The organism is Deinococcus deserti VCD115, assembly GCF_000020685.1.
In the GTDB taxonomy this organism is placed as follows: Bacteria; Deinococcota; Deinococci; order Deinococcales; family Deinococcaceae; genus Deinococcus; species Deinococcus deserti.
In genome coordinates this window covers 103,987-128,305 of record NC_012527.1, presented here as the reverse complement: position 1 = coordinate 128,305, position 24,319 = coordinate 103,987, and the positions used below count along the sequence as shown (strand labels likewise).

Here is a 24,319-nt window from a genome sequence, read left to right as displayed (position 1 = left end):
TCCGAACAGCAGTCTGCGGCCCTCACCGTTCGCGGGTAGCTTGAGTTATGTCCGACGAACACCGAACCTACCGTGAGCGCCACCGCCCGCAGGTGCATTACTCCCCGCGCCAACACTGGGTCAACGACCCGAACGGCCTCGTGTTCGTCGACGGAATATTCCATCTGTTCTACCAACATAACCCCCTTGGCCTCACCCCTGGCAACCTCAGTTGGGGACACGCCACCAGCACCGACCTGCTCCACTGGACGGAACACCCCGTTGCGTTGCCCGCGCGTGAAACGCACGTCATCTACTCCGGAAGCGCCGTCGTGGATTGGCACAACACCTCTGGACTCGGGAACGCCGAGCATCCGCCTCTGGTGGCGCTGTACACCGGGCATACCGACGTCCACCCCCAACGAACACATCTGGAAAAGCGGCACCACGAAGCGCAGTACCTGGCGTTCAGTGCCGACCAGGGACACACGTGGCAGTACGGCGGGGACATGGCAGTGCTGGACCTGGACCGGTCAGACTTCCGTGACCCGAAGGTCTTCCGGGACGAGGCGCGCGGCCGCTGGGTGATGGTCGTGGTGCATCCAGACGAGCGGCAGGTGGAGTTCTACGCTTCCTCTGACCTGCACGTCTGGCTTCCCCTGAGCACGTTCGGACCAGCCGGGGAAGTGGACGGGATCTGGGAAGTTCCGGAGTTCTTCCCGCTGACGGACGAGGCGCGCGTGGAACGCTGGGTGCTGAAGGTGGACTTCAATCCGGGCGGACCGTACGGAGGAAGCGGCGCGCAGTACTGGGTGGGAGACTTTGACGGTACGACCTTCTCGCCGCTCACGCCGTCACGGACCCTGGATTCCGGCAAGGACTTCTACGCGGCCCTGTCGTGGAGTGACCTGCCGGCGCGGCGGGTGTGGCTGGCGTGGATGAACAACTGGGAGTACGCCACGGTGCTGCCCACCTCTCCCTGGCGGGGGGCGTTCACGGTGCCGCGCGAAGTGTCCCTGGGAGCGTCGTGGCATCTGGTTCAGCGTCCCGTGCCGGAATTGCAGGCCTTGCGTCAGGACATCACGCGGATTGAGCGTCGGCCACTGCTGGAGGCGCGAACGTTCGCTCTACGTGCCGGGGCGGCGCATGAATTCAATCTGATGGTGCACCTTCCCGGTGACTCCGCCCTACAGGTCGAGTTTCTGTCTGCTGAGGGCGTTGAGGCGAGCGTTCAGGTTTCCCGGGCGGACCTTCGGGTCACGCGGCCCGAACACCCGGACGTGCCGGGGTTTGGCGGGACGCATGTCGCTCCGCTGCCGGATGGGCGGGAGGTTATCGAGTTCACGCTGCTGCTCGACACGAGTTCCGTGGAGGTCTTCGCGGCGGGTGGCCGGGTGGTCCTGACGGATCTGCTGCTGCCTGCCGCGCCGGTGGAGGCAGTGCGTCTCCAGCCAGTCACGGGACGTCCCGAGGTGGAAGGAACCTTCTGGTGGTGGCGGTCCATCTGGGGTGAGTCAGGTGCGCTCACCCCTTGAGGGGAGACCCGAAGCCGGGGCCGTCCCCTGTCCCTCATTACAGAGGGGGACAGTGACTACTAAGTGAAATCGGCATACAAATTTTTTTGGATTATGCGAGACCAGGGCATGAGGCAACCGGTCCGTACGGGCGATACGAACATCGTGCTGTCCGACGCGAATACGGTGGTTTTCAGTCGGCTGCCGCGTGAGTTGAACATCGTGTCCCTGGCTCCAAGAGGCGGGTTCTTCCCTGCCGAGGTCAACGGAGCGATCCGCTGACGACCTGGATGTCTTACATCGGGGGCGTTCCTCTGGTCTAAATGGACACTTCTGTCATCGTTGCCGGGTACAACTTAATAGCGATGTCCTTAAGGGAGGTCGGGCGTGCGGTACTGCTTCAAAGCGTCCCTCACGGTCTGCTCCCGTTTACCTGGCATGGTTTCGCCTCCTACGGTCTCAAGATGGCATGAAGTCTGGTCGTACTTGGTACGCCTCCCCTGGACGTACCCTCAGTCAGGCAACCAACTCAGTGCTGGAAACATCCCGGTGATTCATGTTGAAGGCCGGAACAAGGAGCACTATGAAGAACTGGACGATGATGGCCCTGGCGATGGTGGTGTCCGTCGGGACGGTTCAAGCTGGAGGAGCAGAAGCGGGACGTCAGGAAGGCATGTTGGACGTCAATGGCGCGCGCATTCACTACGTGTCCCAGGGCGCAGGCACCCCTATGCTGCTTCTGCATGGCTACCCGCTCTCGGGTGAACTCTTCGCCCGCAACCGCGACGCCCTTGCTGCCGCTGGCTTCCGCGTGATCACCATCGACCACCGCGGGTACGGCCAGAGCACCGCGCCAGCCAGCAATCCCGGCAACCTCCAGACCTACGCTGCGGACGCCCTCGCCGTCATGGACCAGCTGAACGTCCCCAAAGCCATTGTTGGCGGCATGAGCATGGGCGGCCCGATTGCCTTCGAGATGTGGCGCACCGCACCAGAGCGCTTTAGCGGCCTGATCCTGATCAACACCATCGCCAACCCCGCTGGGATCGTCGAACAGAATATCTGGAAGGGCATGGCCCAGAAGGCCAGCACCTTCGGACCCCAGTCCCTGGCACCGGAACTGCTCAAGGACATGCTCACCGGGCAGACCCGCGCGACTCGTCCGGCGGACGTGGCGTTCCTGACCACCATCGTCAAGCAGGCCAGTGTGGCTGCGGATGTCGCTGGAGCGACTGTCCTGGCGACCCGCCCGGATTCGATTCCCACCCTGAAGACCATCACGGTGCCGACCCTGATTCTCGAGGGGCGCGAGGACACGGTGTATCCACCGGAATACAGCCTGAAGATGCAGCAGAACATCCCCGGGAGCGCGCTGGTCATCATCCCGGGTGCGGCGCACGCGGCCATCTACGAGAAGGCGGCGGCCGCCAATCAGGCGATCCTCACCTGGGCCCGCACCAACAACCTGCGCTGAGAATGCCTTCCCTTCACCTTCTCAACCTGATGTGGTGAGTTATGACGGCGAACAATGACATGACAGGTTGGGAAGGACAGCCTGACGCTGAGGTGCTTCAGGCGCTTGCCGGGCAGGACCTCAGCGCCCTGCGGGAACTGCACCGACGGTACGCCCGGCTCCTGTACGCGTTCGCTCAAAAGAAGAGGGTCCCGAATCCCGATCGGTGGGTTCGGGACGCGTTCGTGCGCATCATGCGCCACGCCGGATGCTTTGCCAGGACATCATTGCAGCCACGAATCTGGGTCATTGCGATGGTGCAGGACCTGGCAGTCTGACGTCCCCCTATCTCCTGGAGAAATCTATATGCGTATACCTCTCTTCGCTGTTCTCACGGCATGTCTTGGCGCGCTGTCTGCCCAAGCACTCTCCACAAATGGTCTGATGGCTCAGGGGCCGGCTCCCACTGCGCGGCCCCTTCCAGCCCCCGAACCGCCCGCAACCGTCACCGCCACCCGCAACGAGCCAGCCGCACTGGCCTTTACGCCCGATAAACTCGCCCGCCTGAAGGTACCGGCTGGGTTCGCACTCACTGTCATGGCCACCGACCTTGGCAACGCACGGATGCTTCACGTGATGCCTGATGGTGGCGTTTACCTCTCCCGGCGCAAGCAGGGTGACGTCTGGTACCTCAAAGACGTTAACAAAGACGGCAAATTCGATGCTGGAGAACGGCGGCAGGTCGCCTCGAACCTGAGCCTCGTTCACGGCATGGACGTCAGGAACAACAAACTGTACGTGGTCGGCGAAAAGACCATCTGGGTGATGGACATGGCCAGCGACGGTACCCTCGGCGCGCCTCGCGTGTTCGCGGACGGGTTTCCCGATGCCGGGCAGCACTCCGGACGCAGCCTGAAATGGGGACCGGACGGGTTCCTGTACGCCTCGTTCGGCTCCACCAACAACGACGTACCAACGCCGAATCCTGAGGAAGCCACCATGCTGCGCATCCGTCCGGACGGCCAATGGCGGGAAGTGTACGCGCGCGGCCTGCGGCACACCATCGGCTTCGGCTGGCATCCTGTCAGCAAGACGCTGTACGGCTTTGACCATGGCAGTGACTGGCATGGCGACGACATCCCACCGGAAGAACTGAACGTCATCCAGCGGGGGAAGAACTACGGCTGGCCCTTCTGTTACGGTGACCGCCAGCCGGACCCGTACGTGAACGTGGGTCAGATCCCGGGGCTGATCACCAAGCCGGAATACTGCGCGCGGACCCAGGGCAGCACGCTGACGTACACCGCTCACGCGGCTCCCATCGGGCTGACCTTCTACACCGGCGCAGCCTTTCCTGCGGAGTACCGCAACGACGCATTCGTGGCCTTTCGGGGCTCATGGAACCGCTTGAAACCCAGCGGGTATGAGATTGCACGCGTGAACTTCGACGCCAACAACAAACCCACCTCCATCACGCCGTTCATTACTGGGTTCGTGTTTGAGGAGGGTGGGCAGTGGAAGCAGTTCGGCCGCCTGGCGGGCATCGCGACGTATACGGACGGCAGCCTGCTGTTCACCGACGACCAGAGCGGCGTGATCTACCGCGTGCGTCACACCGGAGGGAACTGAATGAAGCAGCTGCTGATGTTGGGCACGCTGGCGCTGGGCTTTGCGGCGGCGGGAGGAAGTCAGGCGCCCATGACCATGCCGTCCAGTTCGCCGCTGACCGCAACCGCCGCGCTGAGGGACCCGGCCGGGCAGAGTCTGGGCACCGCCACCTTCCGGCAGGTGGGGCCGGGCATGCAGGTCACTGTAGAAGTCCGGGGCCTGACGCCGGGCCGGCACGGCATGCACATTCATGAATACGGCCGGTGTACCCCAGGCATCGATCCAGCCACCAATACCGTGGTGCCTTTTGGTGGCGCTGGAGGTCACTTCGACCCGGCAATGAGCAGAAATCACGATGATCCACAGGCGCCCAACAGGTATGGGCACGGCGGTGACCTGCCCATGCTGATGGTGGGTGCCGACGGCGTGGGCCGGGCGTCATTCACCACGGAGAAAGTCAGTCTCACCGGCATGACGGGCATCCTGAACCGGTCGCTGGTCATTCATGCCAACCCTGACGACTACAAATCTGATCCGTCTGGGATGTCCGGTCCCCGGCAGCGCTGCGGCGTCATCACCCGGAACAACTTCACGGTCCGTGATTACTTCCTACCCGGCCCGCAGGACTTTCCCGAAGGAATCGCCTACAACGCGAGGAAAGGCGTCATCTACACCGGAAGTGCTCAGGACGGCACGATCTATGCGGTAAACACGGACACCGGAGCCGTGAGTAAGTTCAGCGAAGGTGGCGCGGTGGGCCGCCAATCGGCCCTGGGCATGAAGGTTGACGCGCAGGGCCGCCTGTGGGTGGCTGGTGGCGCGCAGGGCACGGTCAGCGTCCTGAGTCCGGACGGTATGACGCTGAAAGTGCTGGAAACCCCGAAGAGCCCCGTAGCTTTCGTCAACGACCTGACCATCACGCCGGACGGCACTGTGTATGTCACCGACAGCACCAGGCCGGTCATCTACCAGATTGACCGCATGATGAACCTGAAAGCCTGGCTTGACCTGAGCACCACACCCATCAAATACGGGCCTGGAATCAACCTGAACGGGATTACGGCTACGCCTGACGGCCGGTATCTGCTGACCGTTCAGCTCAATACGGGAGACCTGTGGCGAATCGACCTTCGCACCCGGGACGTGAGGAAGATCATGGGCGGGCTGACGCATGGAGACGGCCTCCTGCTGGAGGGACGGACGCTGTATGTCGTTCGTAATGGCATGCAGGTGATCAGCAAAGTCAGTCTGTCTGCTGATTACATCAGCGGCACTCTGGTGGCCGAGGAGCCCTTGATGGGACTGCGCTTTCCGACCACCCTGGCCCGTGTCGGGAATAACTTGGTGGTCCCGCAGAGTCAGCTGGACAAATTGCAGGACGGCACGCCCGAGACGCCATTCCGACTCACGCGCTTCCCGAGGTTCTGACTAAACGTTCCGTCGGGTTCCTGTATGGGTAGTCCCGCTGGTCTGGTGTCCGAGCGGAATTCTGTTGTCACATGACCAACCTCTGGAAACTCACTCCAGTCCTGTAGCTGCAGGACAGTCGACGAACATGCTGCTTGGGGGAATCCTCGCCTCCAAGCTACTTATGGACTCTGGGTTGTTCGAATCACGCAAGCCAGAATGTGGACACCCAATCGACCGCCCTTCGTTCTATGCGAACATCGGCTGCGTCTGCTCTCCGATGGTGGCATCTGGGTGGCGATGATGTGCTGTTCGCTTCTCGTGTGAGCATTTACACCTCCCATCACGCCTTTGACCCGGCAATACGGACAGCTGGGGCGCGCTTTGCTCAGCCTGTGAGAACTGGAATCGTGTATGGGTGGGCGCCGGTGTGCACCTCAATCCGGGCGTGACGATGGGTCAAGGCGCAATCAGTGGATCGGGGAGCGTGGTGACTTCGGAAATTCCGTCCGTAGTAGTTACGAAGGCAAGATCAGTCGCGCCATATCCAAAAAAGACCGAAAGAAGTTTGTGCCTTGACAGTACGGTCACGTTCCAGCTCAGCAGCCCGAAGTTCTTGTTGACCCAAACCGCGCGCAACCTCAAACAGGAGGAACCCCGAGAGTGGGTTCCTTCTATTCGTGTAGAGCAGCGTTACAGATTTAATATGCCGGAGGTGCGGCGGTCGGAGGAAGCCACGCCTCAATGACGTAGGAGTTTCGAGGAGTGTTTAATTGATGTAGAGGGGTCGCTTGTTGATTTGTGCGTCGATTCGCAGCGGTGGTAGCCCACATCCGCCTGACACAGTGATCACCAGGAAATGAGGAGCGTTAGGCTCTTACACCCAATTCGGTCATATCAATTTAGCGGCAGACTTGGAAAAATGCCTGAGGTGCTGGGTTTGATAGCCAGAACCAAGCGAGCCTAAAGCCCATACCTCCTTGTAATCATTCAAGATCGGCCCTTTTGAAATGCGACACCCCGTGAACCATTGGACTTGTACTTCACATACTCTGTTTTTCTCATGCTTTATTCCGCAGACGTTTCTGAAATTTTCCTCTGTGTTTGTTGGATGACAGCTTCACACCTTGTGAGCAAACTCTGAGAGATGTCTAAGATGCTTGGAATGCTTACTGATCTGAACGTAAATTTATAGATTACCGGACGCCCTGGCAATCTTTTTGAGGAGCAGTTCTGAACGACTATCACGGGAAATCAACACGTAAATCAGGAGATGGTAGCAGGCAATTTTGCACTCTTATACTCATAAGCTCATTTTTACTTGTACCTGTGCTCTAGGCAGGTCTTCATTAGATAGAAATGTCCGCTTTAGTTCATTTTAAGAGTTTCCGATGTTCACAGGGCGTACACATAAGGCTCTTACAGTCGTGGCTCCGGACCCCCGGCTGTGCGCTTGCTGTACGCGCCCTGGAAAGGAGAGCAATGATGGAAATTCTGAAACGCGGACCCAATAGGTCACCCCACACTCTCGCCCTGCTGACTGCACTCCTGCTGGCAGGCTGCAACTCGGTGACACCCAGCAGCCCCGACGCGACCCTACAGCCACAGGCCGTCAAGAGCGCCAACCCCAGTACCTTCAAGTACCTGCACGATCTTGTGGGCGTTCCGGCCAAAACCTCAACTGCCAACCTGGAAAAACTGTACTCCGGCATCGTCCTCACCCGTGACGTCACCGCCGGCACCGCGACCGTCGCAAACAACACGTTGAGCAAGGGCCCCTATGACAGCGCTCTCGCCGTCGAGCTCAACGAGCGCAAATTCAGTGCCGGGGTTACTGCTCAGGGCTACAACGCCTGGAGCAGCGGGTACAACGCCTGGAGCAGTGGCTACAACGCCTGGTCCAGCGGCTACAACGCCTGGAGCAGCGGCACCACCAGCACTGCCACCACCTTCACCAAGAACATCCCCACCTGGGACTTTGCCGGCATCGGCGGTGCCCAGGCCCTGATTCCCGAACTGGGTAAGGGCGTCAAGGTCGCGGTGATCGACACCGGCATCGACATGAATCACCCCGCCTTCACCGGCAAAATCGATACCGCCTACGCCAAGGACTACCTCGACGGCGACAATGTGCCGCAGGAAGTCAACCTCAACACCGACGGCACCTTCTCTGCCGCCTATGGGCACGGCACGGCCGTGGCGGGCATCATCACCCAGATCGCCCCGAACGCCACCATCCTGCCTATCCGCGTGCTGGACGCAACCGGCGGCGGTGATACCGCCACTATCGCCTCCGCGATTCACTACGCGGTCGCTTCGGGTGCCCAGGTCATCAACCTGAGCCTGGGCAGCACCAGCGACTCCACCGCCGTCAACCAGGCCATCAGAACCGCCGTGAGCAAAGAGGTCGCTGTCTTTTTTGCTGCGGGCAACACCGGGGATGCCAACGTTCTGTATCCAGCCGCGCGCTCACAGGACACGAACGGTCTCGGCAACGGCAGCATCGGGATCGGCAGCGTCAACCTGCTGACCCATAAGTCCAGCTTCAGCACCTACGGCGCCAACCTGGAGTTCACCGCCCCCGGCGAGCGGATCCTCACGGCCTTCCCCGGCAACCGTGTGGTGGCCGCCTCCGGCACCTCCTTCGCGACCCCGATCGTTGCCGCCACCGCAGCGCTGGTGCTTTCCACAGGCGTTCCCATCAGAAATGACGACAACCTCAAGGTCTTCCTGAACAACATGGCCGCTACCGCCACACCGTCCACGGATCCCACCTACGGGACGCAGCTGGGCAAGGGCACGCTGAACGCGTTCAAGTTCGCTGATCTCTACCGCTAAGGAGCACTGATCATGAGACGCCTCATTGGACAGACCTACCTGCTGGCCGGTTTAACCGCCCTGCTGGCCGCGTGCGGGACGACAGCTGAACCCAGCGCCTCCACACCTCACCTCTCCGCCCAAGCCAACCAGATCAGCACGACCAACTTCACCGACACCAAAATGGTCTTGTCCGAAACTGCAGGCTCCTTCGGTGCGTGGGCCAGCGGTTCGTTCGGCGTCTGGGCCGTTGGATCGTTCGGTGCGTGGGCCAGTGGATCGTTTGGTGCCTGGGCCGCCACTTTCGCTGATGGCACGCCCAACCCGCTGCACAATAACGTCAACGAATGGCACCAGATCCGCCTCGCCGGCGCGCAGACCCTTGCACCCAACCTCGGGAAGGACGTCATCGTCGCCGTGATCGACACCGGCATCGACCTCAAACACCCGGCCTTCTCCGGCACCCTCACGCCGAACACCACCTGGCGTGACTTCGTTGGCGGCCGCACGGACCTCGATCCCAGCGAGGAAGGCACCACGGCCGACAGAGCCTACGGGCACGGCACCGCGGTGGCGGGCATCATCCTGCAGGTGGCGCCCAACGCCAGGATCCTGCCGATCCGCGTGATGGGTTCTAACGGCGAAGGCAATTCCACTACCATCGGCAACGCCATCATTCACGCGGTGAATCAGGGCGCCAAAGTCATCAACGTCAGCGCCGTCACCGACAAGGACAGCAGCATCTCCAAATCCATTGAGTACGCCACCAACAACGGCGCGTACGTGATCATGGCTGCCGGGAACCAGGGCCTGAACCCTGTGCAGTTCCCCGCCGCAAAGTCAGCTCAGACCAACATCCCGGGCTTCCTCTCGCTGTCGGTGGGCGGCATTGAGCTCGACAACCGGAAGTCGCGCTACTCCAACTTCGGCGACGGCCTGGAAGTCATGGCACCCGCGACAGACATCGTCACGACCTTCCCCAACGGCGAGATGAGGGCTGTGAAAGGCACGTCGTTCGCCACGCCCGTCGTCTCAGGTGTCCTGGCCCTGGCCCTCGGAGAAGGGTACAGCGCCGACAATGCCGGTCAGCTGACCGAGAAGCTGCGGCTCTCACAGAAGAATGTCGATATCGAGAACCAGGACCTGCTGCGCCTGCTAGGCAAGAAGACCCTCGGCTTCGGTCTGCTCGACGCCGAAGCGTTCCTCAACAGGATTAAGTAAGGTCTCCAACGCAGGTATTCAAGGGTGCGGACGGCTTCGTCCGCACCTTACCTGTATTACCAGACCCCATGTACAGCTGCATCAAGGGACGAGCACGGATAACCAGGACAACGCGGAGCTTTCGAGAGCTTAGAAGTGATCCGGAAGTTCGGTGACAGTGTGCCGCCCCAAGAGGCGCCTCACCGCTCAGCAATGAACCGTTCTGGCGCGACGTCTCCCAAGGCCCGTCACGCGCACCAGGCGTGGTCGTCCCCGTCAACCTGATGATTGCAGCGAACCGGCACAATCAACGAAAGACGCGGGATGGCAGACCACTACGCCGCCACAAGCGGCCCTGAGAGGTCGAACGGACCATTGCAAGATTTCAGAGCTTTCGACGAGTACGGACACAGAATGAAGTCACGGCTCAGAACTTCCTGGGGACGGTTCAACTGGCCTACTCCATCATCCTGCTCCGCCAAATTTGCGGATGATCTGTAGGCTGATCCCAGGTGCCGGAAAGCGGAGGAAGCGCGCCGGGCTATCGAAGGTGAAGGCGTCAGGCAGAAAAGGGCTGGCCATGGGACTCCAACGGGGAAATGTCCGGCACAGCGGACAGGATACACACGCTCTCAGGTTCAGCAGACCGAGTCGTATCCCTTACCCGCAAATTTAATCATCTGGCCGAAGCCCGCCTCGACCTGAAGGTGGCCACCTTCAGGTCGGTATACGAGGCACCGCACGGTCTTATACCTCCAACAGGAAATTTATCGTTGAGTTGACGGTTCCTTCCACCCAGAAACACGCCGTTGATCTCAGCGATCAAAGGGCCCTGTCCACCCTTCTGGGAGCAGCGGAAAGAATACGAATCGAGGCGGCTATGGAACGTGATGAGGCCATCAGAAGGGCACAAGCTGTGTGTGCCGAGCAGTGCGAGCAGTCTTTCCAGATTGCCGTAGACCTTTACACCTCGCAACCAGTGAAATCCTCAGCAGATCTCATGCCGGGCTCAACTGAACCTGGGTGCTTCATACGACAGGGTCGGCCGAGGCATCGTTGAATGACTGTGGAATGCATGTCTTGTTCGCACAGGGTCCCCCAGAAAGCACGGACCGAGTCAATTGTCCCTTTAGTGCCATTTAAACTGAACGAACGCTCAGCTAGGAGGGAGCTCTCTTGGAACACATCGAAGCTCGTCCTCGGGACGCCCAGCGCACCAGAGAAGCAATTCTTCGCGCCGCTACACAGCTGTTCGCCGAATCTGGCTATGCCGCCACAGGGCTCCAGCAGATCGCGGACGCTGCGGGTGTAGCCCGTGCCACGCCCAGCTATTTTTTTCGTTCGAAGGCAGGCCTGTGGAAAGCAGTGCTGGAAGAACAAAACCAGCTGGCTGCACAAATTGCTCCGACCGCGTTTCAGCTCGCTGGGCAGCAGCCAGACCGCGCAACGCTGATTGCTGCACTGGTGGATGTCACCCTGGACTTCCACGCCGCACACCCAGAGTTTCTGCGTCTGGTGCAATGGTCCGAACTTCAGGGAAATACGCTGATCAATGAAGTTCAGGCCCATCACGTCGCGGTGGCGACTGCTGTACATGCTGTTGATGCCGTATTGCGTGACGGTGCACTGGAGCAGGAGGACGTACGGCAGATGGTGCTGTCCGTGCTGGGCGTCTGCTACGCCCACCTGATCTTCGGGCAGACGCTCGCAGCAGCTCTGAACCTCAACGTGGACGACCCTGAATTCCAGACCGAGCGCCGCTCCCACCTGAAACGTCTGCTGCTTTCCGCCTCTCGCTGATCCTTCAGGAGGTTCATTGCATGTCCCGCGTCACTGCTCCATCACGTCTGCCCTGGATGGCCAGGTTGGCTTCCCGCGCGCTGACCTGGCGGTTCGGAAAGCCGTTTCCGACTGTCGCGCTTCTCAGCCATCACCCCGCATATCCGGTGCCGTATCTGTTTATGGCAGGCATTTACGGCAATGGCTCAACGAAACTGAATCCCACGACGAAAGCCCTCGTGTCCCACCTGGTGGCTCAGCTCAACGGGTGCGCGTTCTGTATTGATCTGGGCCAGCGGGTCGCGCGGGACAAGGGCCTGGACACCAGCAAACTGCAGTGGGTCCTGGCATTCCGTGAGCGGCCTGAGTACAGTCCTGCTGAACGAGCAGCGCTGGAGTACGCGTGGGAAGCGACGCAGGTCACAGCAAAAGTGAGCGACGAGACGTACGCCACGCTGAGCAGTTTCTACTCAGAACGCGAAATCATCGAGCTGACCGTAGCTGTCGCCACCGAAAACTTCTTTAACCGGCTGACGGGACCACTGAACATCGAGAGTCAGGGCTTCTGCGCCCTGCCAGATCGGCAGCCATGAGCAGGCAGGAGCGGTTTCTGAGCGTGGTCGTCGCTCTGAACGGTCTCGTGCTGCTGCTGACAGGCCTCACCCTCGCTGTGGTTCCCGAATGGTTCTACACGCATCTGGCGCCATTCGCTCCGTTCAACCGTCATTTTGCCGGCGACGCAGGAATTTTCAGTGCTGCCCTTGGAGGCATTCTTTTGGTGGCCGCCCGTCAGGTCCGGGCACTCGGCCCTGTTGTGGTCATAGGTGCTGCGGCTTCGCTATGGCACGCGCTGAATCACATGTATGACCATTGGCAGATCAGCGGCTCACTCAGTCATCTGCTGGACACCAACCATGCCTGGAAAGACCTGTCTCTTGTACTGCTGGCGGGACTGACGCTGTGGACTCTGACCGTCAGCCGAAGCCGGAAGCTTTAATGGCCTTTTTTGGTGGAGTCGGGATTGCATTCCGTCTGTAGATCCTCCGTACCGGCTCTGTTGCGGTTGGAGCTGGACCACGACCTATTTGAGCAGACGCGGGGCCTTTGACCGCGCAAAGGGCCAGAAACTGGCGGGGTGTCCTTGACTGGCCAATCTGCCGCGGTGCCCTGAGTGGTGGTCGAGAGGTAACGCACCGCTCCTCGCCGCGAGCGTCCGGCTCATCTCCGGTCATCCACATCAGATGTGCGTCAATAACGATGCTGGCCTCGCCCGCCATAACGAGGTGTCGAATGAAATCTCCGTATCTGCGGCCTGACAGAAGGGAGTTCGGAACGATTGGCGAATAGACAGATGCTTCGTCGATCTGCTCAAGGAAATCGTCATCATCTTCGGAGACGACGTCGAAATATCTTTGGCCTTCAGAGGTCAACCACATGGCCACTCGATACGTGCCGTCTGGCTTGATCTTTTGAGGATCCCAGTCAACCCCTTCTTCTCTGACGTCATCGGTTGCTCTCCTTGTCGGTCGTGGCCGGCTGGCGTCACGCACCCGACACCCTCCCTGCTGATTCACTCCAGCGTGGGGGGTTTTCGTTCGATCAGTTACTGCTGCGAACGTTACTTCCGCCTCCACCAAGGCTTGTGTGGAGGTGCAACCACGCTCGGGTGTCCACCAGCTCTCTCACCTCACCCTTGTCCAGGCGTTCCAGTAACGCGTCCAGGCCCAGCGTGAGCTTGAAATCCATTTCTTCAACTGTCAACGGAACCACTGGATAAAAACGCAATTCCGGCATCTGCACGTGATCGTTCAGGTCCAGGAGTTCATCCAGCACCAGCGCGAAAATCACCAGGCCATTCAGCGCCGTGCCGGGAGGGTACGGGCATGATCCCCGTTCAGGATCGTGTGCCCATACCCCATCCAGGTCCGATATGGAGCTGTCCACGATGGGACCCTGCGGATTCTTCGCCAACAACGTCAAGTGCGCAATCTCTCCAAAATTTTCATTGGAAACGTTCAAAAACGACGATCCAGGAGCTCACATCTACTGGGGAACTCTCACAACCGCTCTTGCAGATCACTGATTAAAGCTCTCGCGATCTGAGCGCCGAATTTCCGGGTTACCTATAGCTGTACTCTGCGACTTCTTTCAGACCGAGCTGCGCCACAAAGCACAGCGGAACTGGTGCCGGGAGTAACCAAGGCTTGCTGGCTCGTTCCAGGCCCAAAACGGCTGATTAAAAGTGGATTGCTGATAGGCCCGCTCACCTTTAGGCTGAGGTGTGGACATGCAATTTATGGGGACCGTACTCGTCACGGCCAGCGTCGCGGCCTTCTCCTGGCTGACCCTGCGTGTCTGGCAGATCCGTTCACCGAAAACCGCACGCTTCCTTCCTCTCCGCTTCCTGCACGCCTTCACCACTGTGTACTTCCCCCTGGTCGCGCACAGCTATCTGGAGACACTCCACCGGGTACAAACCGAATATGCCAATGATGCCCCCAATATCGCCATGGCATGGGGTGATCACCACAACGCGGTGATATTTTCTCGTGGCGCTGCTTTGGTGATAGCCGTGTACACAGTCATCATTGTGGTAACAGTCCGCACACATGGACAACCCGATGGCGCACAGCTTACTTTCCATCAAAATCACTGAGGGGCATCAAAAAGCCAGCTCCTGTACAGCAGAAATTAGTTTTGAGGAGTACCAAGCTTAAATCCGCAGCGGACACAGAAAAGAAGTGGCAGAGTACAGATAGAGCCCAGAGTTGGCCAGAAAATACGAATGTTACCTCCACGCGTATCGAACTGGACGAGTGATAGGGCTTGGAGACGATTGCCAGGTCCTGGGCATGCGCCTCTGCGCTAAAGTCCGCATCACCGTTCCGGGGTGTTCGCCTCCACTTCAGCGGCGTCAGGCAAGGCAACGCTCAATGACGTCTGCCCAATACTCTGGATTCGGCCAAAGCAGCGCCGAGGTGGAACGACTACGGTAGTTGCATGACCTCAGAAGAAGGCTCGTCCGCACGCTTCCTTCGCCTTCGTGAGCAGAGCGTTCCCGCTGCGGCAGACCCCACCGGGGATCAGGTACAGAGCGCGCCCGCACACCGTTTACGCTGGCATCAGTCCAGTGCAGAGCAGGAGCAGGCGGATTTCCTTCGAGACCAGGAGCCGAAAGTGACGCGGACCCAGTGAGGCTATAAGACGACCTTTACTGGACCAATTCATGTCACCAATTTCTGATGCGGCTAGCAGAAGACGAAAGCTACTCGCCAGCGCGGTGTCAAGAGCCCTGCGTGGTGCCAGCGAATGGACGCGCGGTCCAGAAAAATCTGCCCCGCGCTGCCCAGCCATCTTCTCGCAGAGTCGTGCAGGGAAGTGCTCAAGAGCTACCTCACTCTGATTTCCTGACCCAGAGAAGCCCTATGGCCCTGTTCCCAGAGCGCTGGGTAGGTGGAAGGAAAGTGTGGTCAGCACGGATCCGCCGCTTATCCTCCAGCCGCGTCGTAGCCTTCCGTTTCTGTACGACTGGGACCGTGATGATCGTGATGGTGTGACGGCCACACCTCCGAGTCGCACCCAACTGAGCTCGCGCAAGACGACATTTGCAATGAGGCAGTAGCCCTGCGCACAGCTGCGAGGCTCCAGACTTGCTGATTAGGTTCAGGAGGAGTACGCTGCGGCAATAGTAAATAAAGTTTCTTAACAGAGGTTCCTGATGAGTCAGCCCCAGCGTCTGCGGCATCTGAATCGATGTCAGATTCTCACTATTCTCTTTGAGCACAGGAAGCTGACCCGCCCTCAACTGGCCGATCTGACCGGCCTGTCCAAGGTCACCGTCAATGCTGTCGTGCAGGACCTCGTTGATCAGAACGTCGTGCATCTGGGCCCGGGCATCAGTCATACCTCTGGCCGTGTTCCCCAGGCGGTCACGCTGCATCCGCGCCTGGGAACGGTCCTGGCGATCGACCTTCAACCTGGCTGCGTCAATGCCCATATTCATAGCCTGGCGCCGCACCCTCACAGAAGTGAGGAGCTTCGGCCCTCCAGTGGACAGCTGACTGAGCAAACGGCCGCGCTTGTGCAAGCCGTGCACCGGTCAGCGCCTTTCGGTCCCTTGCGGGCTGTGCTGGTCGGCCTTCCTGCTCCAGTGGACCAACGCGGTCAGGTCGGCGAACCCAACGCACTGACTGCGCTCGACATTCCAGCCATGAACACAGCCGTAAAAAAACTTGGGTTACCCGTCTGGTACGAGAACGACGCCAATCTCGTGACCCTTTCCCTGCAGGACCGTTACCCGGAGTTTACCCACCTTGCTGCACTTATTGAACGGCCGAGTGGCACCGGAATGGGACTGATCCTTGGAGGGCAACTGTACCGGGGCGTACACGGACGAGCCGGAGAAATGGGCCGCTCGCCCTGGTATGCCCCGGAAATGCGGACCTGGGAGCCGCTAGAGCAGCTGCCCCCTGCAGTGCGGCTGGATGCGCTCGCTTTTACTCTCGCGGCGCTGAGCCACACCCTGGACCTCGAGCATCTTGTGCTCGGCGTACACCCCGAGCGGATCTCTCAGCTTCAGGAGCGGCTTCCAGGCCTGCTGGCCCCATGCGTCACCATTGCAACTGAAACGGACGTCCCAGGGTCGGCTCTTCACGGCGCAGGCCTGTGCGCTCTGAAACGCGCCCGGCAGCTCATTCTCAGCGGCGGCTTCGAGGTAACCCATGTGGCATAGCACCTACCTGCAGGCTGTTCTTCAGCCGGATTACGTCTATGCCAGTGAGCATCTGCTCCCGCATCTGTTCGACGCACTCACGGCCCACGCCCTGATGCTGAGCCAGTGTGAGGTCGAACATGCCGCGGAGGCTGCCGGTCATCTGCGGAACCTCAGAAAGAAGCCTTTCCCACCCTATGATCCGCGCATTGAGGACGTGTTCTTCACGCTCGACGCCGCCCTCACCGACCGTGACCCTGCGGCTGCCGGCGCCCTGCGCACCGCTTTGTCGCGGAACGACCTCGACATGACGATCTACCGCCTGAGCGCCCGGATGCGCCTTATGCGTGCGATCTCCCGGATCCTGACCCTGCGCCAGACCATCCTGACACTGGCCGAACGCGAAGTAGAAACCATCATCGTGGCCTACACGCATCACCAGCCCGCACAGCCCACCACTTTTGCGCACTACCTGACTGCGGTGGAGAACAATCTCGCACGCGATACCGAACGCATGTTCGGCGCACTTGGGCGGCTCAACCTCAGCCCAATGGGTGCCGTGGCTCTGGGCGGAACGAGCTTTCCTATCAACCGCACGATGACAGCCGAACTGCTGGCCTTTGACCGGCCGATCGAGAACACCTACGACGCGGTGAGTGCCAGCGACTGGCAGGTGGAACTGGCCAGCATCATCACGATCACCTCCACAACCCTGTCGAGGGTCCTGTACGATCTGCTGTTCTGGGCATCACGCGGTCTGATCGTGTTGCCGGACGGCCTGGTTCAGGGCAGCAGCGTCATGCCTCAAAAACGCAACCCGGTCGCACTGGAACATGCCCGCACGAAGTTCAGCAAGGCCATTGGGATGACCCAGAGCATCATCCTCAGCAGCCACAACGTTCCGTTCGGAGACATCAACGATCCAGGGCCGGACATGCAGCCTTCCCTGCACAGCATGTGGCAGGAGTTTCGCGAAGGCGTGGAACTTATGACGGTCTCGCTTGCCAGTCCCCGGCTCAACCGCGACCTCTGGTTATTGGAAGCTCAGCACGGCGAATCCGCTGTGACCGAACTTGCCGACGCCATGACACGTCATTCCGGGAATGGTTTCCGTGATGCCCACGCCCGCATCAAACGGCTGCTCTCGGACCTGCACGCCGAGGAACGACCCTTGTATACCGTCACAATCAACGATCTGGAGAAGCACGGCATTGACCTGAGTGAGGCAGAACTCCGCAGCGCCCTGGACCCTGCTGCCTTTATTGCCCGGCGCACCACCCTGGGCGGTCCCGCGCCGCAGGTGATGCGCGGGGAGTTGCGGCAGGCGCAAGGTCGCCTGGAACAGGACACCGCACAGCATGCCGCAGCCACCAGTCGCTTTATGAACGCGCGCACTCACCTTGAAGAAGGAGAACAATGACCTGCCACCCAGCTTCTGTCTTCTTTCGTTCCGGACGCCGCACACCACACCGGAGTCGTCGATGATGGTCCACCACGTCCATCAGCCGCTGGCCACATCTTCCGGATGGCCACCGGTTTCACCGCGCCGGTGTCTACGCGCGTTCCTGACCGGCAGCAAGGTTCCCGACGGCTGCATGTTCTTAGCACCTCCTCACCCTTCAGCACACGCCCTACCCCTGTTTAAGGAGACCCTATGAAAAAGTTGCTTACGCTCGCCCTTGCCCTGAGTGTCACGGCCTCTGCCGCGCCTGTCACGCTGACGTACTGGCAATATGACTTTGCCAGCAAGGTCAGCACGATGAACGAACTGATCAAGAAGTTCGAAGCGCAGAATCCCGACATCAAGATCAAGCAGGAAACGTTCCCGTACGACGCCTACAACCAGAAAGTCGCCTCCAGCGTGCCCGCAGGCCAGGGTCCGGACGTGGTGAACCTGTTCTACGGCTGGCTTCCGCAATACGTCGACAGTGGGTACCTCCAGCCTCTTCCCGAGAAGGAGTTCCCTATCCGCGCGATCGAGAGTGGGTTCGTACCCATGATCAAGACAAGCAAGATGAACGGCAAGTATTATGCGCTGCCCACCTCAGTCCGAACCCTGGCGGTGTTTTACAACAAAGACCTGCTGAAGGCCTCGGGGGTGCTGACGCCCCCACGGACCTGGGAAGACTTTATCGCCGCGTCGAAAAAGATTGTGAAGGGCTCGCCCCCACGCTTCACGCAGCTTGGTTTCGGAATTCAGCCGGATGGTCAGGACTTCCACATGGTGCGGGAAGTACTGATCCGGCAGTTCGGTGGTACGCCGTACAGCGACGGCGGGAAAAAAGTGAACTACGACAGCCCCGCCGGCGTGAAAGCGATGACTTTTTACACTGAGCTGTTCACCAAGCATAAACTTGGAACACCCAACTTTTTCCCTGGCAACAACAGCTACCGCGACGCTTTCATTGCCGGGAAGGTCGGCATGATCATCGATGGATCGTTCGCTGTCGCCACCATCAGCAAAGGCGCCAAGTTCAATTGGGGCGTGATGCCGCTGCCGACCTTCAAAAACAGCAATGTGCGCGGCAACTTCGGCTCGTACTGGGTCAATGGCATTACCAAGAACGCCAAGGGCGAGAAGCTCGAGGCGGCCGTGAAGTTCATCAAGTTTCTGACCAGCGCAGAAACGCAGCAGACCTGGCTGCGGAGCGTCGGTGAGATTCCCGCCAGCAAGAAGCTGGTCAACGATCCGGCGCTGCGCAAGGACCCCGTGTACGGCCCCTTCGTGTACGCCCTGCCATTTGCGTCCTCAACGCTGTTCGTTGACGAGGCGGGCCAGCGCAAGGCCTGGGTCGACGCCATCAACACGGTGCTGCTGCAAGGCGGCACGCCTGCCAACGCCGTGAAGAGGGCCGCCGCAGAAGAACAGAAGATCCTGGATGGACATTACAAGTAAAGCGGTGCCGCGGGCGGTGACACCCGCCCGCAGCTCCCTCAAACGGCATCAGACCCGCACCGCTTACCTGTTCCTAGGGCTCCCGCTGCTCTTTTTTCTGATCGTGCGCTTCCTGCCGACGTTTATGGCGCTGCAGATGAGTCTGTTCGACTGGAACATCCTGAAAGAACAGCAGCCCTTCGTGGGATTCGAGAACTATGAGCGGCTCGCCCAGGACGAAAAGTTTAAGACCGCCCTGAGAAACACGGCCCTGTACACCCTGATTGGCGTTCCCGCCCAGATCGGACTGGGGCTGGTGCTGGCGCTGATGCTCAGCCGCATCAAGGCATTCCGCGGGCTGTACCGGGCGCTGTATTTTGCTCCCTTCGTCACGCCGATCGTGGCGGCGGCCTGGGTCTGGCAGTGGCTGTTCAGTCCGCAGTTCGGACCGGTCAACACGGTGCTGATGTGGCTGCACATTCCCCCGCAGCAGTTCCTGACGTCACCGTCGCAGGCACTGGCCACGACCGCCGGACTTGTGGTCTGGCAGAATCTCGGCTTTCAGATCGTGCTGTTTCTGGCAGGGTTGGCGGCCATCCCCCGCACCTACTATGAGGCGGCCGAAATAGACGGCGCGACCGGCCTTCAGGCCTTCCGGGGGATCACCCTGCCTCTGCTCAACCCCACCATCGTCTTCAGCGTCGTGACCGGCACCATCTCCTACCTGCAGCTCTTTACCCAGGTCGTGAACCTCAATTTCACGGATCAGGGCGGACCGCTCGGCAGCACCATGACAGTGGCGCTGTACATCTATCAGATGGCGTTCGGCCGGTTCGAGATGGGGTATGCCTCAGCTGTCACAGTCGTGCTGTTCGTGCTGATTCTGCTGATTACCGTGATCCAGCTGAAATTCCTCACGCGGAGGTACGAAGCATGATCCTGGCCTCCACGCCCCGCCGCAAACCCGACCTCAAGACAGGGCTGGCCTACGCCGCGCTGACCGTCGGAATCGTCATCACGCTTTTCCCTTTTGTATGGATGCTCCTGACCAGCCTGAAAAGCTTCCAGGAACTGTTCAACCTGACGTTTCTGCCGTCGCAGCCTACGCTCGACAACTACCGGCAGGTGCTGACCGAAACCAAGTTCCTGATCTGGTTTGCCAACAGCCTGCTGATTGCCGCCATCACCACGGTCAGCGTGTTGTTTTTCGATTCGCTCGTCGGCTATACGCTGGCCAAATTCGAGTTTCCGGGCAAGAACCTGATCTTTTTGCTGATCCTTTCGACCCTGATGATTCCCACGGAAATGCTGGTCATCCCCTGGTTCGTGGGGGTCAGCGATCTTGAACTGACGAAAAGCGTGCCTGGCGCGTACTTCGCCATCATGTTCCCAGGTCTGATCAGCGCGTTCGGGGTATTTCTGATGCGGCAATTCTTCGAAAGTCTGCCGACCGATCTTCTTGAAGCGGCGCGCATTGACGGCATGAGCGAATTCGGCATCTTTACCACAATTGCCATGCCCCTGGTAAAACCTGCCCTGGCCAGCCTGGCGATCTTCACTTTTCTGGGCAACTGGAACGCTTTCCTGTGGCCGCTGATTGTCATTCAGCAGCCTCAGTTCAGGACGCTGCCGGTCGGCACGGCTCTGTTCAACGGAGAGGCCGGCACCCAGTGGGGGCTGATCATGGCCGCCAGCAGCCTCGCTGTGATACCGGTCCTGCTTGTCTTTTCCATCTTTCAGAAGCAGATTATCGACGGCATTGTCCTGACCGGGCTCAAGGGATAAGACATGCAGGCATCGCTGCTGGCTGTCTTTGCTCACCCCGACGATGAAGCGCTGCGGTGCGGTGGAACCCTCGCCAGATACGCTGCACAGGGCGCAGCTGTCACTCTGATCTGCCTGACGCGCGGGGAAGCCGGGAAAAATACCGACCCTGAACTGTTAGTGACGGATCTCGCCGCTCAGCGCGAACAGGAGCTTCGGGACTCCTGCGCACAACTCGGCGTGGCACCCCCGATTTTTCTCGGGTACCACGACAGCTGCCGCGGCGAACGGCTCCGGCGGGACGACCCCCTCGCGACCATCAATGCCGACCCTCTGGAAATCGAGGCGCGGATTCTGGAAGTGATTGCCCTGGTGCGGCCTCAGGTGATGCTGACCTTCGATCCGCACGGTATCTATGGCCATCCGGATCATCTCGTCGCCCACCGGGCGGCCACAGCAGCATTCACTAGCGCCGGGATTCACGGGCATGCGGTGCACCGTCTGTTTTACGTGGTGCAGACAGGTGAGGAGATGCGGCGCCTCCAAAGCGGGCAGGCGCTTGGCGTGCTCAGCGGGCTTGCCCCGCAGACGTACGCGGTGTGTGAAGCCACGGTTGCAGCCCGGATTGACGTCCGTGCGCACGCGGGACAGAAGCGCGCTGCGCTGCGTTCTCACCGGACGCAGACCGGCCCACTGAGTACCCTCGGAAACCTGTCAGATGCGCAGATAGGGCCGCTGCTGGAGCAGGAGACGTTTAGCCTGGGTGGCTTACGCGGCCCCCTGTCGCGCTATCCGGTCGAGGACCTGTTCGAGGGCCTGGATGTGACGTTCCACCAGGAGCAGCTGTGCAGGACCTGATGCCGCTGGCGATCGTCGGAAACGTGAACGTGGACCTGATTCTGGGGCCGCTGGCAGACTGGCCGGAACACGGCACGGAGGTGCTTGTTCCGGAGCTGGTGTGGAGAGTGGGTGGCAGTGCAGGCCATGTCGCCGTGGCCTGCGCTGAACTTGGGACCGGCGCGCTGACGGTCAGCACCGTTGGGACCGATCTGGCCGGTGAGTGGCTTCGCCAGCAGTTTGCGCCCTCCACCGTGGACTGGATCCCGGTCCCGCAGGACACCTCCATCACGACCGCTTTTCATCACCCCTCCACTGAGCGGAGTTTTATTACCTGCCTCGGGCACCTGGCAACGCTCAGCTGGGACGATCTGCACCCGCGTGTTCCGCACGCGCGCGTGACCCTGCTCGCCGGAGCTTTTCTCACTCCTGCTTTGCGGGCACAATATCCGGCCGTCCTGAGCGAGCTGACTTCGCGTGGCTCGCAGGTCGCCTTGGATTTCGGCTGGCCTGCCTGGGGCTTTACGCCTGACGTCCGGGCGGAAGTCCATCACTGGCTGCCTGAGGTCAGCTTCCTCCTGATCAATGAAATTGAAGCCCTTGGCCTTACCAACCTTCCTGATCTGATCGCCGCCGTGCACCAACTGGCGGATCAGATCAGGCCGGACGGAGTGGTGGCGGTCAAACTCGGGGCTGCCGGCGTCCTTGCCTCTCAGCATGGCCGGGTCTTCCGGCAGCCGGCTCCCGAGGTCAGGGTGATCGATTCGGTCGGCGCGGGTGACACCTGGAACGCGGCGTTCCTGCATGCCACCCTGGATGGAGCGCACTTGGATCAAGCTCTCGCGTACGCGGTGCACATCGCGTCAAACGCCATTTCGACCATGCCCCGCCGGTTCAGCCCGGATCCTGAGTAACTGCTGGGGTCAGCCGCGCTGCCGCTCTTGGCGGCACTGCCTTCAGACCCAGTTCCTGGCTTAAGCGAGAGCAGACACGACAGACAGTCACGGGCCGTCTGTCGTGTTCTGCGCTTAGCGGCGTTCGAGCCGCCAGTTCTGCGCGGCGGCGCCGTTGATGGACCAGGTGCGGATTTCCGTACCTGCCGTGGTGCTGCCGTTAGGGTTGTCGAGGGCCAGTTTGGTCTGCTGGCCAATCAGCCGGTGATAACCGTGACCCATGTCTTCCAGGTGCCAGTTCTGAGCGAAGGCATTGTTGCAGCTCCACAGGCGGACGTCCGTACCCGGCGTGCTGTTCCCGTTAGCATTATCCAGACACATATCCTGGGCACCCAACACGCTTCTCAGGCGGTAGAAGCCTTCTGCCGTCTGCTCCAACGTGAAGTTCTGCGCCGGAAGACCATTGCAGCCCCACTGCTGAATCTGGGCGGTGGAAGTCGCTACACCATTCTGCACATCCATACACATGCCGCTCGTCTGGTTAACGAGCCGGTAGGTTCCACCGCTGACGAGGTTGTACCCGTTGGTCGTTTCGCTGGTATAGGGCCAGCTGCCATTCCACTCCAGCAGCTTGACATCCATTTTGGGGCTGCCTCCGCTGTTGCGGTCGTAGTAATGGTGTGTGAAGTAGAAGTTGCCGTTTTCCTGCCGCCCTGGCCGACTTTGTTGGCCCGGTGGTTAAGTACAGGGGTTCCCCGCCCTGGTCCAGGCGGACGCCGTTCTTGTCGGAGTACGGGCCAGTGATACTGGTTGCGCGCCCGACCACGGTTTTATAGGTGCTGTCCAGGCCTTTGCAGCAGCTGTCCCATGACGCGAACAGGTAGTGGTATTTGCCCCGTTTGAAGGTCGAAGGTGCCTCGACCGGGTTATTGGCCACTCCTGGCCGGGACGCGATGGTGCAGGTCGGCCCGTCGAAGGTGGTCATGCTGCTCATGTGCTGAATTTTGATGCCGCCAAAAAACGATCCCCATGACTTCCACCAGCCGCTGGTGCTATCCCAGTGCACATTGGGATCGATGGCGTTGTCATCCGTGGTCGTGCTGCTGGACCTCAGAATGGGCCCGTGGTCGGTCCAGGTGCCGGTGGCACACGGGTTGGTGCTGCTGGCCACACCGATAGCAGAGTTTCTGGTGCCGAACGGAGAAGCAGCGTAGTACATGTAGTACCGGCAGTCATTCCCGTTATAGACCACTTCTGGAGCCCATATATTCTTCCGTATTCACGCATGGCCCAGGCTGGTGGAGGAACAGCGCCAAGGGTGCTCCAGCTGCCACCAATCCCGCCCCTGGAGCGGTGAACAAGGACATCTTCCGGATTGGCCGAATCCTTGATACCGGTCGACATCGAACAGTACGTGCTCCCTGCTTTCAACAGCCCAGGATCATGGCTCCCCAGATCGCCCGACATGCTTACCAGTGACTA

At 60.2% G+C, this 24,319-nt stretch carries 22 protein-coding genes and 1 pseudogene; 20 read left to right on the top strand and 3 right to left on the bottom strand.

The window, feature by feature from the left end; genetic code table 11:
- Window positions 1-47 precede the first annotated feature (47 nt).
- The 12 genes and pseudogenes from DEIDE_RS13915 to DEIDE_RS13870 all read left to right on the top strand — a co-directional run bounded on the left by DEIDE_RS13915 (window position 48) and on the right by DEIDE_RS13870 (window position 12,754).
- Entirely contained in the window at window positions 48-1,514 is a 1,467-nt protein-coding gene (locus DEIDE_RS13915; protein ID WP_083764283.1) for a glycoside hydrolase family 32 protein, read from the top strand.
- Window positions 1,515-1,622: 108 nt separating this feature from the next.
- The gene (locus tag DEIDE_RS19150) at window positions 1,623-1,775 is read left to right on the top strand and encodes a hypothetical protein (protein WP_193589577.1); all 153 of its coding nucleotides are present in this window, start codon (window positions 1,623-1,625) and stop codon (window positions 1,773-1,775) included.
- A gap of 301 nt (window positions 1,776-2,076) precedes the next feature.
- Window positions 2,077-2,967: an alpha/beta fold hydrolase gene (locus DEIDE_RS13910; RefSeq protein WP_012694603.1), complete on the top strand. Its 891-nt coding sequence runs from the start codon at window positions 2,077-2,079 to the stop codon at window positions 2,965-2,967.
- Window positions 2,968-3,008: 41 nt separating this feature from the next.
- Window positions 3,009-3,284 (top strand): hypothetical protein, encoded by a 276-nt coding sequence (locus DEIDE_RS13905; RefSeq protein ID WP_049760541.1) that lies wholly within the window; start codon window positions 3,009-3,011, stop codon window positions 3,282-3,284.
- Between the two features lie 28 nt (window positions 3,285-3,312).
- Window positions 3,313-4,575, top strand: a complete 1,263-nt coding sequence (locus DEIDE_RS13900; protein WP_012694602.1) for a PQQ-dependent sugar dehydrogenase — start codon at window positions 3,313-3,315, stop codon at window positions 4,573-4,575.
- Window positions 4,576-5,982 carry a superoxide dismutase family protein gene (locus tag DEIDE_RS13895; RefSeq protein ID WP_012694601.1) on the top strand — a complete coding sequence of 469 codons (1,407 nt, stop codon included), beginning with the start codon at window positions 4,576-4,578 and terminating at the stop codon, window positions 5,980-5,982.
- Window positions 5,983-7,443: 1,461 nt separating this feature from the next.
- Window positions 7,444-8,799, top strand: coding sequence for a S8 family serine peptidase (locus DEIDE_RS13890; RefSeq protein WP_049760540.1), 1,356 nt, complete (start codon window positions 7,444-7,446; stop codon window positions 8,797-8,799).
- Window positions 8,800-8,811: 12 nt separating this feature from the next.
- The gene (locus DEIDE_RS13885; protein WP_012694599.1) at window positions 8,812-9,999 is read left to right on the top strand and encodes a S8 family serine peptidase; all 1,188 of its coding nucleotides are present in this window, start codon (window positions 8,812-8,814) and stop codon (window positions 9,997-9,999) included.
- A 263-nt stretch (window positions 10,000-10,262) separates the two neighbouring features.
- Window positions 10,263-10,472, top strand: a pseudogene (locus DEIDE_RS19615) (IS5-like element ISDds9 family transposase); the annotation flags it as partial.
- A 682-nt stretch (window positions 10,473-11,154) separates the two neighbouring features.
- Window positions 11,155-11,778 carry a TetR/AcrR family transcriptional regulator gene (locus tag DEIDE_RS13880; protein ID WP_012694598.1) on the top strand — a complete coding sequence of 208 codons (624 nt, stop codon included), beginning with the start codon at window positions 11,155-11,157 and terminating at the stop codon, window positions 11,776-11,778.
- A 20-nt stretch (window positions 11,779-11,798) separates the two neighbouring features.
- Window positions 11,799-12,350: a carboxymuconolactone decarboxylase family protein gene (locus DEIDE_RS18135; protein WP_049760539.1), complete on the top strand. Its 552-nt coding sequence runs from the start codon at window positions 11,799-11,801 to the stop codon at window positions 12,348-12,350.
- Window positions 12,347-12,754: a hypothetical protein gene (locus tag DEIDE_RS13870; RefSeq protein WP_041227694.1), complete on the top strand. Its 408-nt coding sequence runs from the start codon at window positions 12,347-12,349 to the stop codon at window positions 12,752-12,754. The genes DEIDE_RS18135 and DEIDE_RS13870 overlap by 4 nt, the downstream gene beginning before the upstream one ends.
- Window positions 12,755-13,356: 602 nt before the next feature.
- On the opposite strand, the gene DEIDE_RS13865 is transcribed toward DEIDE_RS13870, so the two are convergent.
- The gene (locus DEIDE_RS13865; RefSeq protein WP_012694596.1) at window positions 13,357-13,737 is read right to left on the bottom strand and encodes a suppressor of fused domain protein; all 381 of its coding nucleotides are present in this window, start codon (window positions 13,735-13,737) and stop codon (window positions 13,357-13,359) included.
- Window positions 13,738-14,044: 307 nt separating this feature from the next.
- Between DEIDE_RS13865 and DEIDE_RS13860 the strand changes: the two genes are divergently transcribed.
- The 8 genes from DEIDE_RS13860 to DEIDE_RS13825 all read left to right on the top strand — a co-directional run bounded on the left by DEIDE_RS13860 (window position 14,045) and on the right by DEIDE_RS13825 (window position 22,858).
- Window positions 14,045-14,413 (top strand): hypothetical protein, encoded by a 369-nt coding sequence (locus tag DEIDE_RS13860; RefSeq protein WP_415543524.1) that lies wholly within the window; start codon window positions 14,045-14,047, stop codon window positions 14,411-14,413.
- Between the two features lie 1,062 nt (window positions 14,414-15,475).
- On the top strand, window positions 15,476-16,489 hold the full coding sequence (locus DEIDE_RS13855; RefSeq protein WP_012694776.1) for an ROK family transcriptional regulator: 1,014 nt from the start codon (window positions 15,476-15,478) through the stop codon (window positions 16,487-16,489).
- Complete coding sequence (locus DEIDE_RS13850; RefSeq protein ID WP_012694593.1) at window positions 16,479-17,888, top strand: argininosuccinate lyase; 1,410 nt, start codon at window positions 16,479-16,481, stop codon at window positions 17,886-17,888. Before DEIDE_RS13855 ends, DEIDE_RS13850 begins: the two co-directional genes overlap by 11 nt.
- Before the next feature lie 234 nt (window positions 17,889-18,122).
- Window positions 18,123-19,364: an extracellular solute-binding protein gene (locus DEIDE_RS13845; RefSeq protein WP_012694592.1), complete on the top strand. Its 1,242-nt coding sequence runs from the start codon at window positions 18,123-18,125 to the stop codon at window positions 19,362-19,364.
- A complete protein-coding gene (locus tag DEIDE_RS13840; RefSeq protein WP_041227691.1) occupies window positions 19,348-20,280 on the top strand; it encodes a carbohydrate ABC transporter permease in 933 nt (310 codons plus the stop codon). The genes DEIDE_RS13845 and DEIDE_RS13840 overlap by 17 nt, the downstream gene beginning before the upstream one ends.
- A complete protein-coding gene (locus DEIDE_RS13835; RefSeq protein WP_012694590.1) occupies window positions 20,277-21,128 on the top strand; it encodes a carbohydrate ABC transporter permease in 852 nt (283 codons plus the stop codon). The genes DEIDE_RS13840 and DEIDE_RS13835 overlap by 4 nt, the downstream gene beginning before the upstream one ends.
- 3 nt (window positions 21,129-21,131) lie before the next feature.
- Window positions 21,132-21,965, top strand: a complete 834-nt coding sequence (locus tag DEIDE_RS13830; protein ID WP_012694589.1) for a PIG-L deacetylase family protein — start codon at window positions 21,132-21,134, stop codon at window positions 21,963-21,965.
- Window positions 21,953-22,858, top strand: a complete 906-nt coding sequence (locus tag DEIDE_RS13825) for a carbohydrate kinase family protein (RefSeq protein ID WP_012694588.1) — start codon at window positions 21,953-21,955, stop codon at window positions 22,856-22,858. The genes DEIDE_RS13830 and DEIDE_RS13825 overlap by 13 nt, the downstream gene beginning before the upstream one ends.
- 114 nt (window positions 22,859-22,972) lie before the next feature.
- Here DEIDE_RS13825 and DEIDE_RS13820 read toward each other — a convergent pair whose 3' ends face one another.
- Window positions 22,973-23,479: an RICIN domain-containing protein gene (locus tag DEIDE_RS13820; protein ID WP_041227690.1), complete on the bottom strand. Its 507-nt coding sequence runs from the start codon at window positions 23,477-23,479 to the stop codon at window positions 22,973-22,975.
- On the bottom strand, window positions 23,379-24,056 hold the full coding sequence (locus DEIDE_RS19910; RefSeq protein WP_415543523.1) for an arabinan endo-1,5-alpha-L-arabinosidase: 678 nt from the start codon (window positions 24,054-24,056) through the stop codon (window positions 23,379-23,381). Before DEIDE_RS19910 ends, DEIDE_RS13820 begins: the two co-directional genes overlap by 101 nt.
- Window positions 24,057-24,319 lie beyond the last annotated feature (263 nt).

What these genes read in the sequence shown, in the direction of transcription:
- DEIDE_RS13915 (WP_083764283.1), top strand. Translation starts at nt 48, where the DNA reads ATGTCCGACGAACACCGAACCTACCGTGAGCGCCACCGCCCGCAGGTG.
- DEIDE_RS19150 (WP_193589577.1), top strand. Translation starts at nt 1,623, where the DNA reads ATGAGGCAACCGGTCCGTACGGGCGATACGAACATCGTGCTGTCCGAC.
- DEIDE_RS13910 (WP_012694603.1), top strand. Translation starts at nt 2,077, where the DNA reads ATGAAGAACTGGACGATGATGGCCCTGGCGATGGTGGTGTCCGTCGGG.
- DEIDE_RS13905 (WP_049760541.1), top strand. Translation starts at nt 3,009, where the DNA reads ATGACGGCGAACAATGACATGACAGGTTGGGAAGGACAGCCTGACGCT.
- DEIDE_RS13900 (WP_012694602.1), top strand. Translation starts at nt 3,313, where the DNA reads ATGCGTATACCTCTCTTCGCTGTTCTCACGGCATGTCTTGGCGCGCTG.
- DEIDE_RS13895 (WP_012694601.1), top strand. Translation starts at nt 4,576, where the DNA reads ATGAAGCAGCTGCTGATGTTGGGCACGCTGGCGCTGGGCTTTGCGGCG.
- DEIDE_RS13890 (WP_049760540.1), top strand. Translation starts at nt 7,444, where the DNA reads ATGATGGAAATTCTGAAACGCGGACCCAATAGGTCACCCCACACTCTC.
- DEIDE_RS13885 (WP_012694599.1), top strand. Translation starts at nt 8,812, where the DNA reads ATGAGACGCCTCATTGGACAGACCTACCTGCTGGCCGGTTTAACCGCC.
- DEIDE_RS18135 (WP_049760539.1), top strand. Translation starts at nt 11,799, where the DNA reads ATGTCCCGCGTCACTGCTCCATCACGTCTGCCCTGGATGGCCAGGTTG.
- DEIDE_RS13870 (WP_041227694.1), top strand. Translation starts at nt 12,347, where the DNA reads ATGAGCAGGCAGGAGCGGTTTCTGAGCGTGGTCGTCGCTCTGAACGGT.
- DEIDE_RS13860 (WP_415543524.1), top strand. Translation starts at nt 14,045, where the DNA reads ATGCAATTTATGGGGACCGTACTCGTCACGGCCAGCGTCGCGGCCTTC.
- DEIDE_RS13855 (WP_012694776.1), top strand. Translation starts at nt 15,476, where the DNA reads ATGAGTCAGCCCCAGCGTCTGCGGCATCTGAATCGATGTCAGATTCTC.
- DEIDE_RS13850 (WP_012694593.1), top strand. Translation starts at nt 16,479, where the DNA reads ATGTGGCATAGCACCTACCTGCAGGCTGTTCTTCAGCCGGATTACGTC.
- DEIDE_RS13845 (WP_012694592.1), top strand. Translation starts at nt 18,123, where the DNA reads ATGAAAAAGTTGCTTACGCTCGCCCTTGCCCTGAGTGTCACGGCCTCT.
- DEIDE_RS13840 (WP_041227691.1), top strand. Translation starts at nt 19,348, where the DNA reads ATGGACATTACAAGTAAAGCGGTGCCGCGGGCGGTGACACCCGCCCGC.
- DEIDE_RS13835 (WP_012694590.1), top strand. Translation starts at nt 20,277, where the DNA reads ATGATCCTGGCCTCCACGCCCCGCCGCAAACCCGACCTCAAGACAGGG.
- DEIDE_RS13830 (WP_012694589.1), top strand. Translation starts at nt 21,132, where the DNA reads ATGCAGGCATCGCTGCTGGCTGTCTTTGCTCACCCCGACGATGAAGCG.
- DEIDE_RS13820 (WP_041227690.1), bottom strand. Translation starts at nt 23,479, where the DNA reads ATGGATGTCAAGCTGCTGGAGTGGAATGGCAGCTGGCCCTATACCAGC.
- DEIDE_RS19910 (WP_415543523.1), bottom strand. Translation starts at nt 24,056, where the DNA reads ATGTACTACGCTGCTTCTCCGTTCGGCACCAGAAACTCTGCTATCGGT.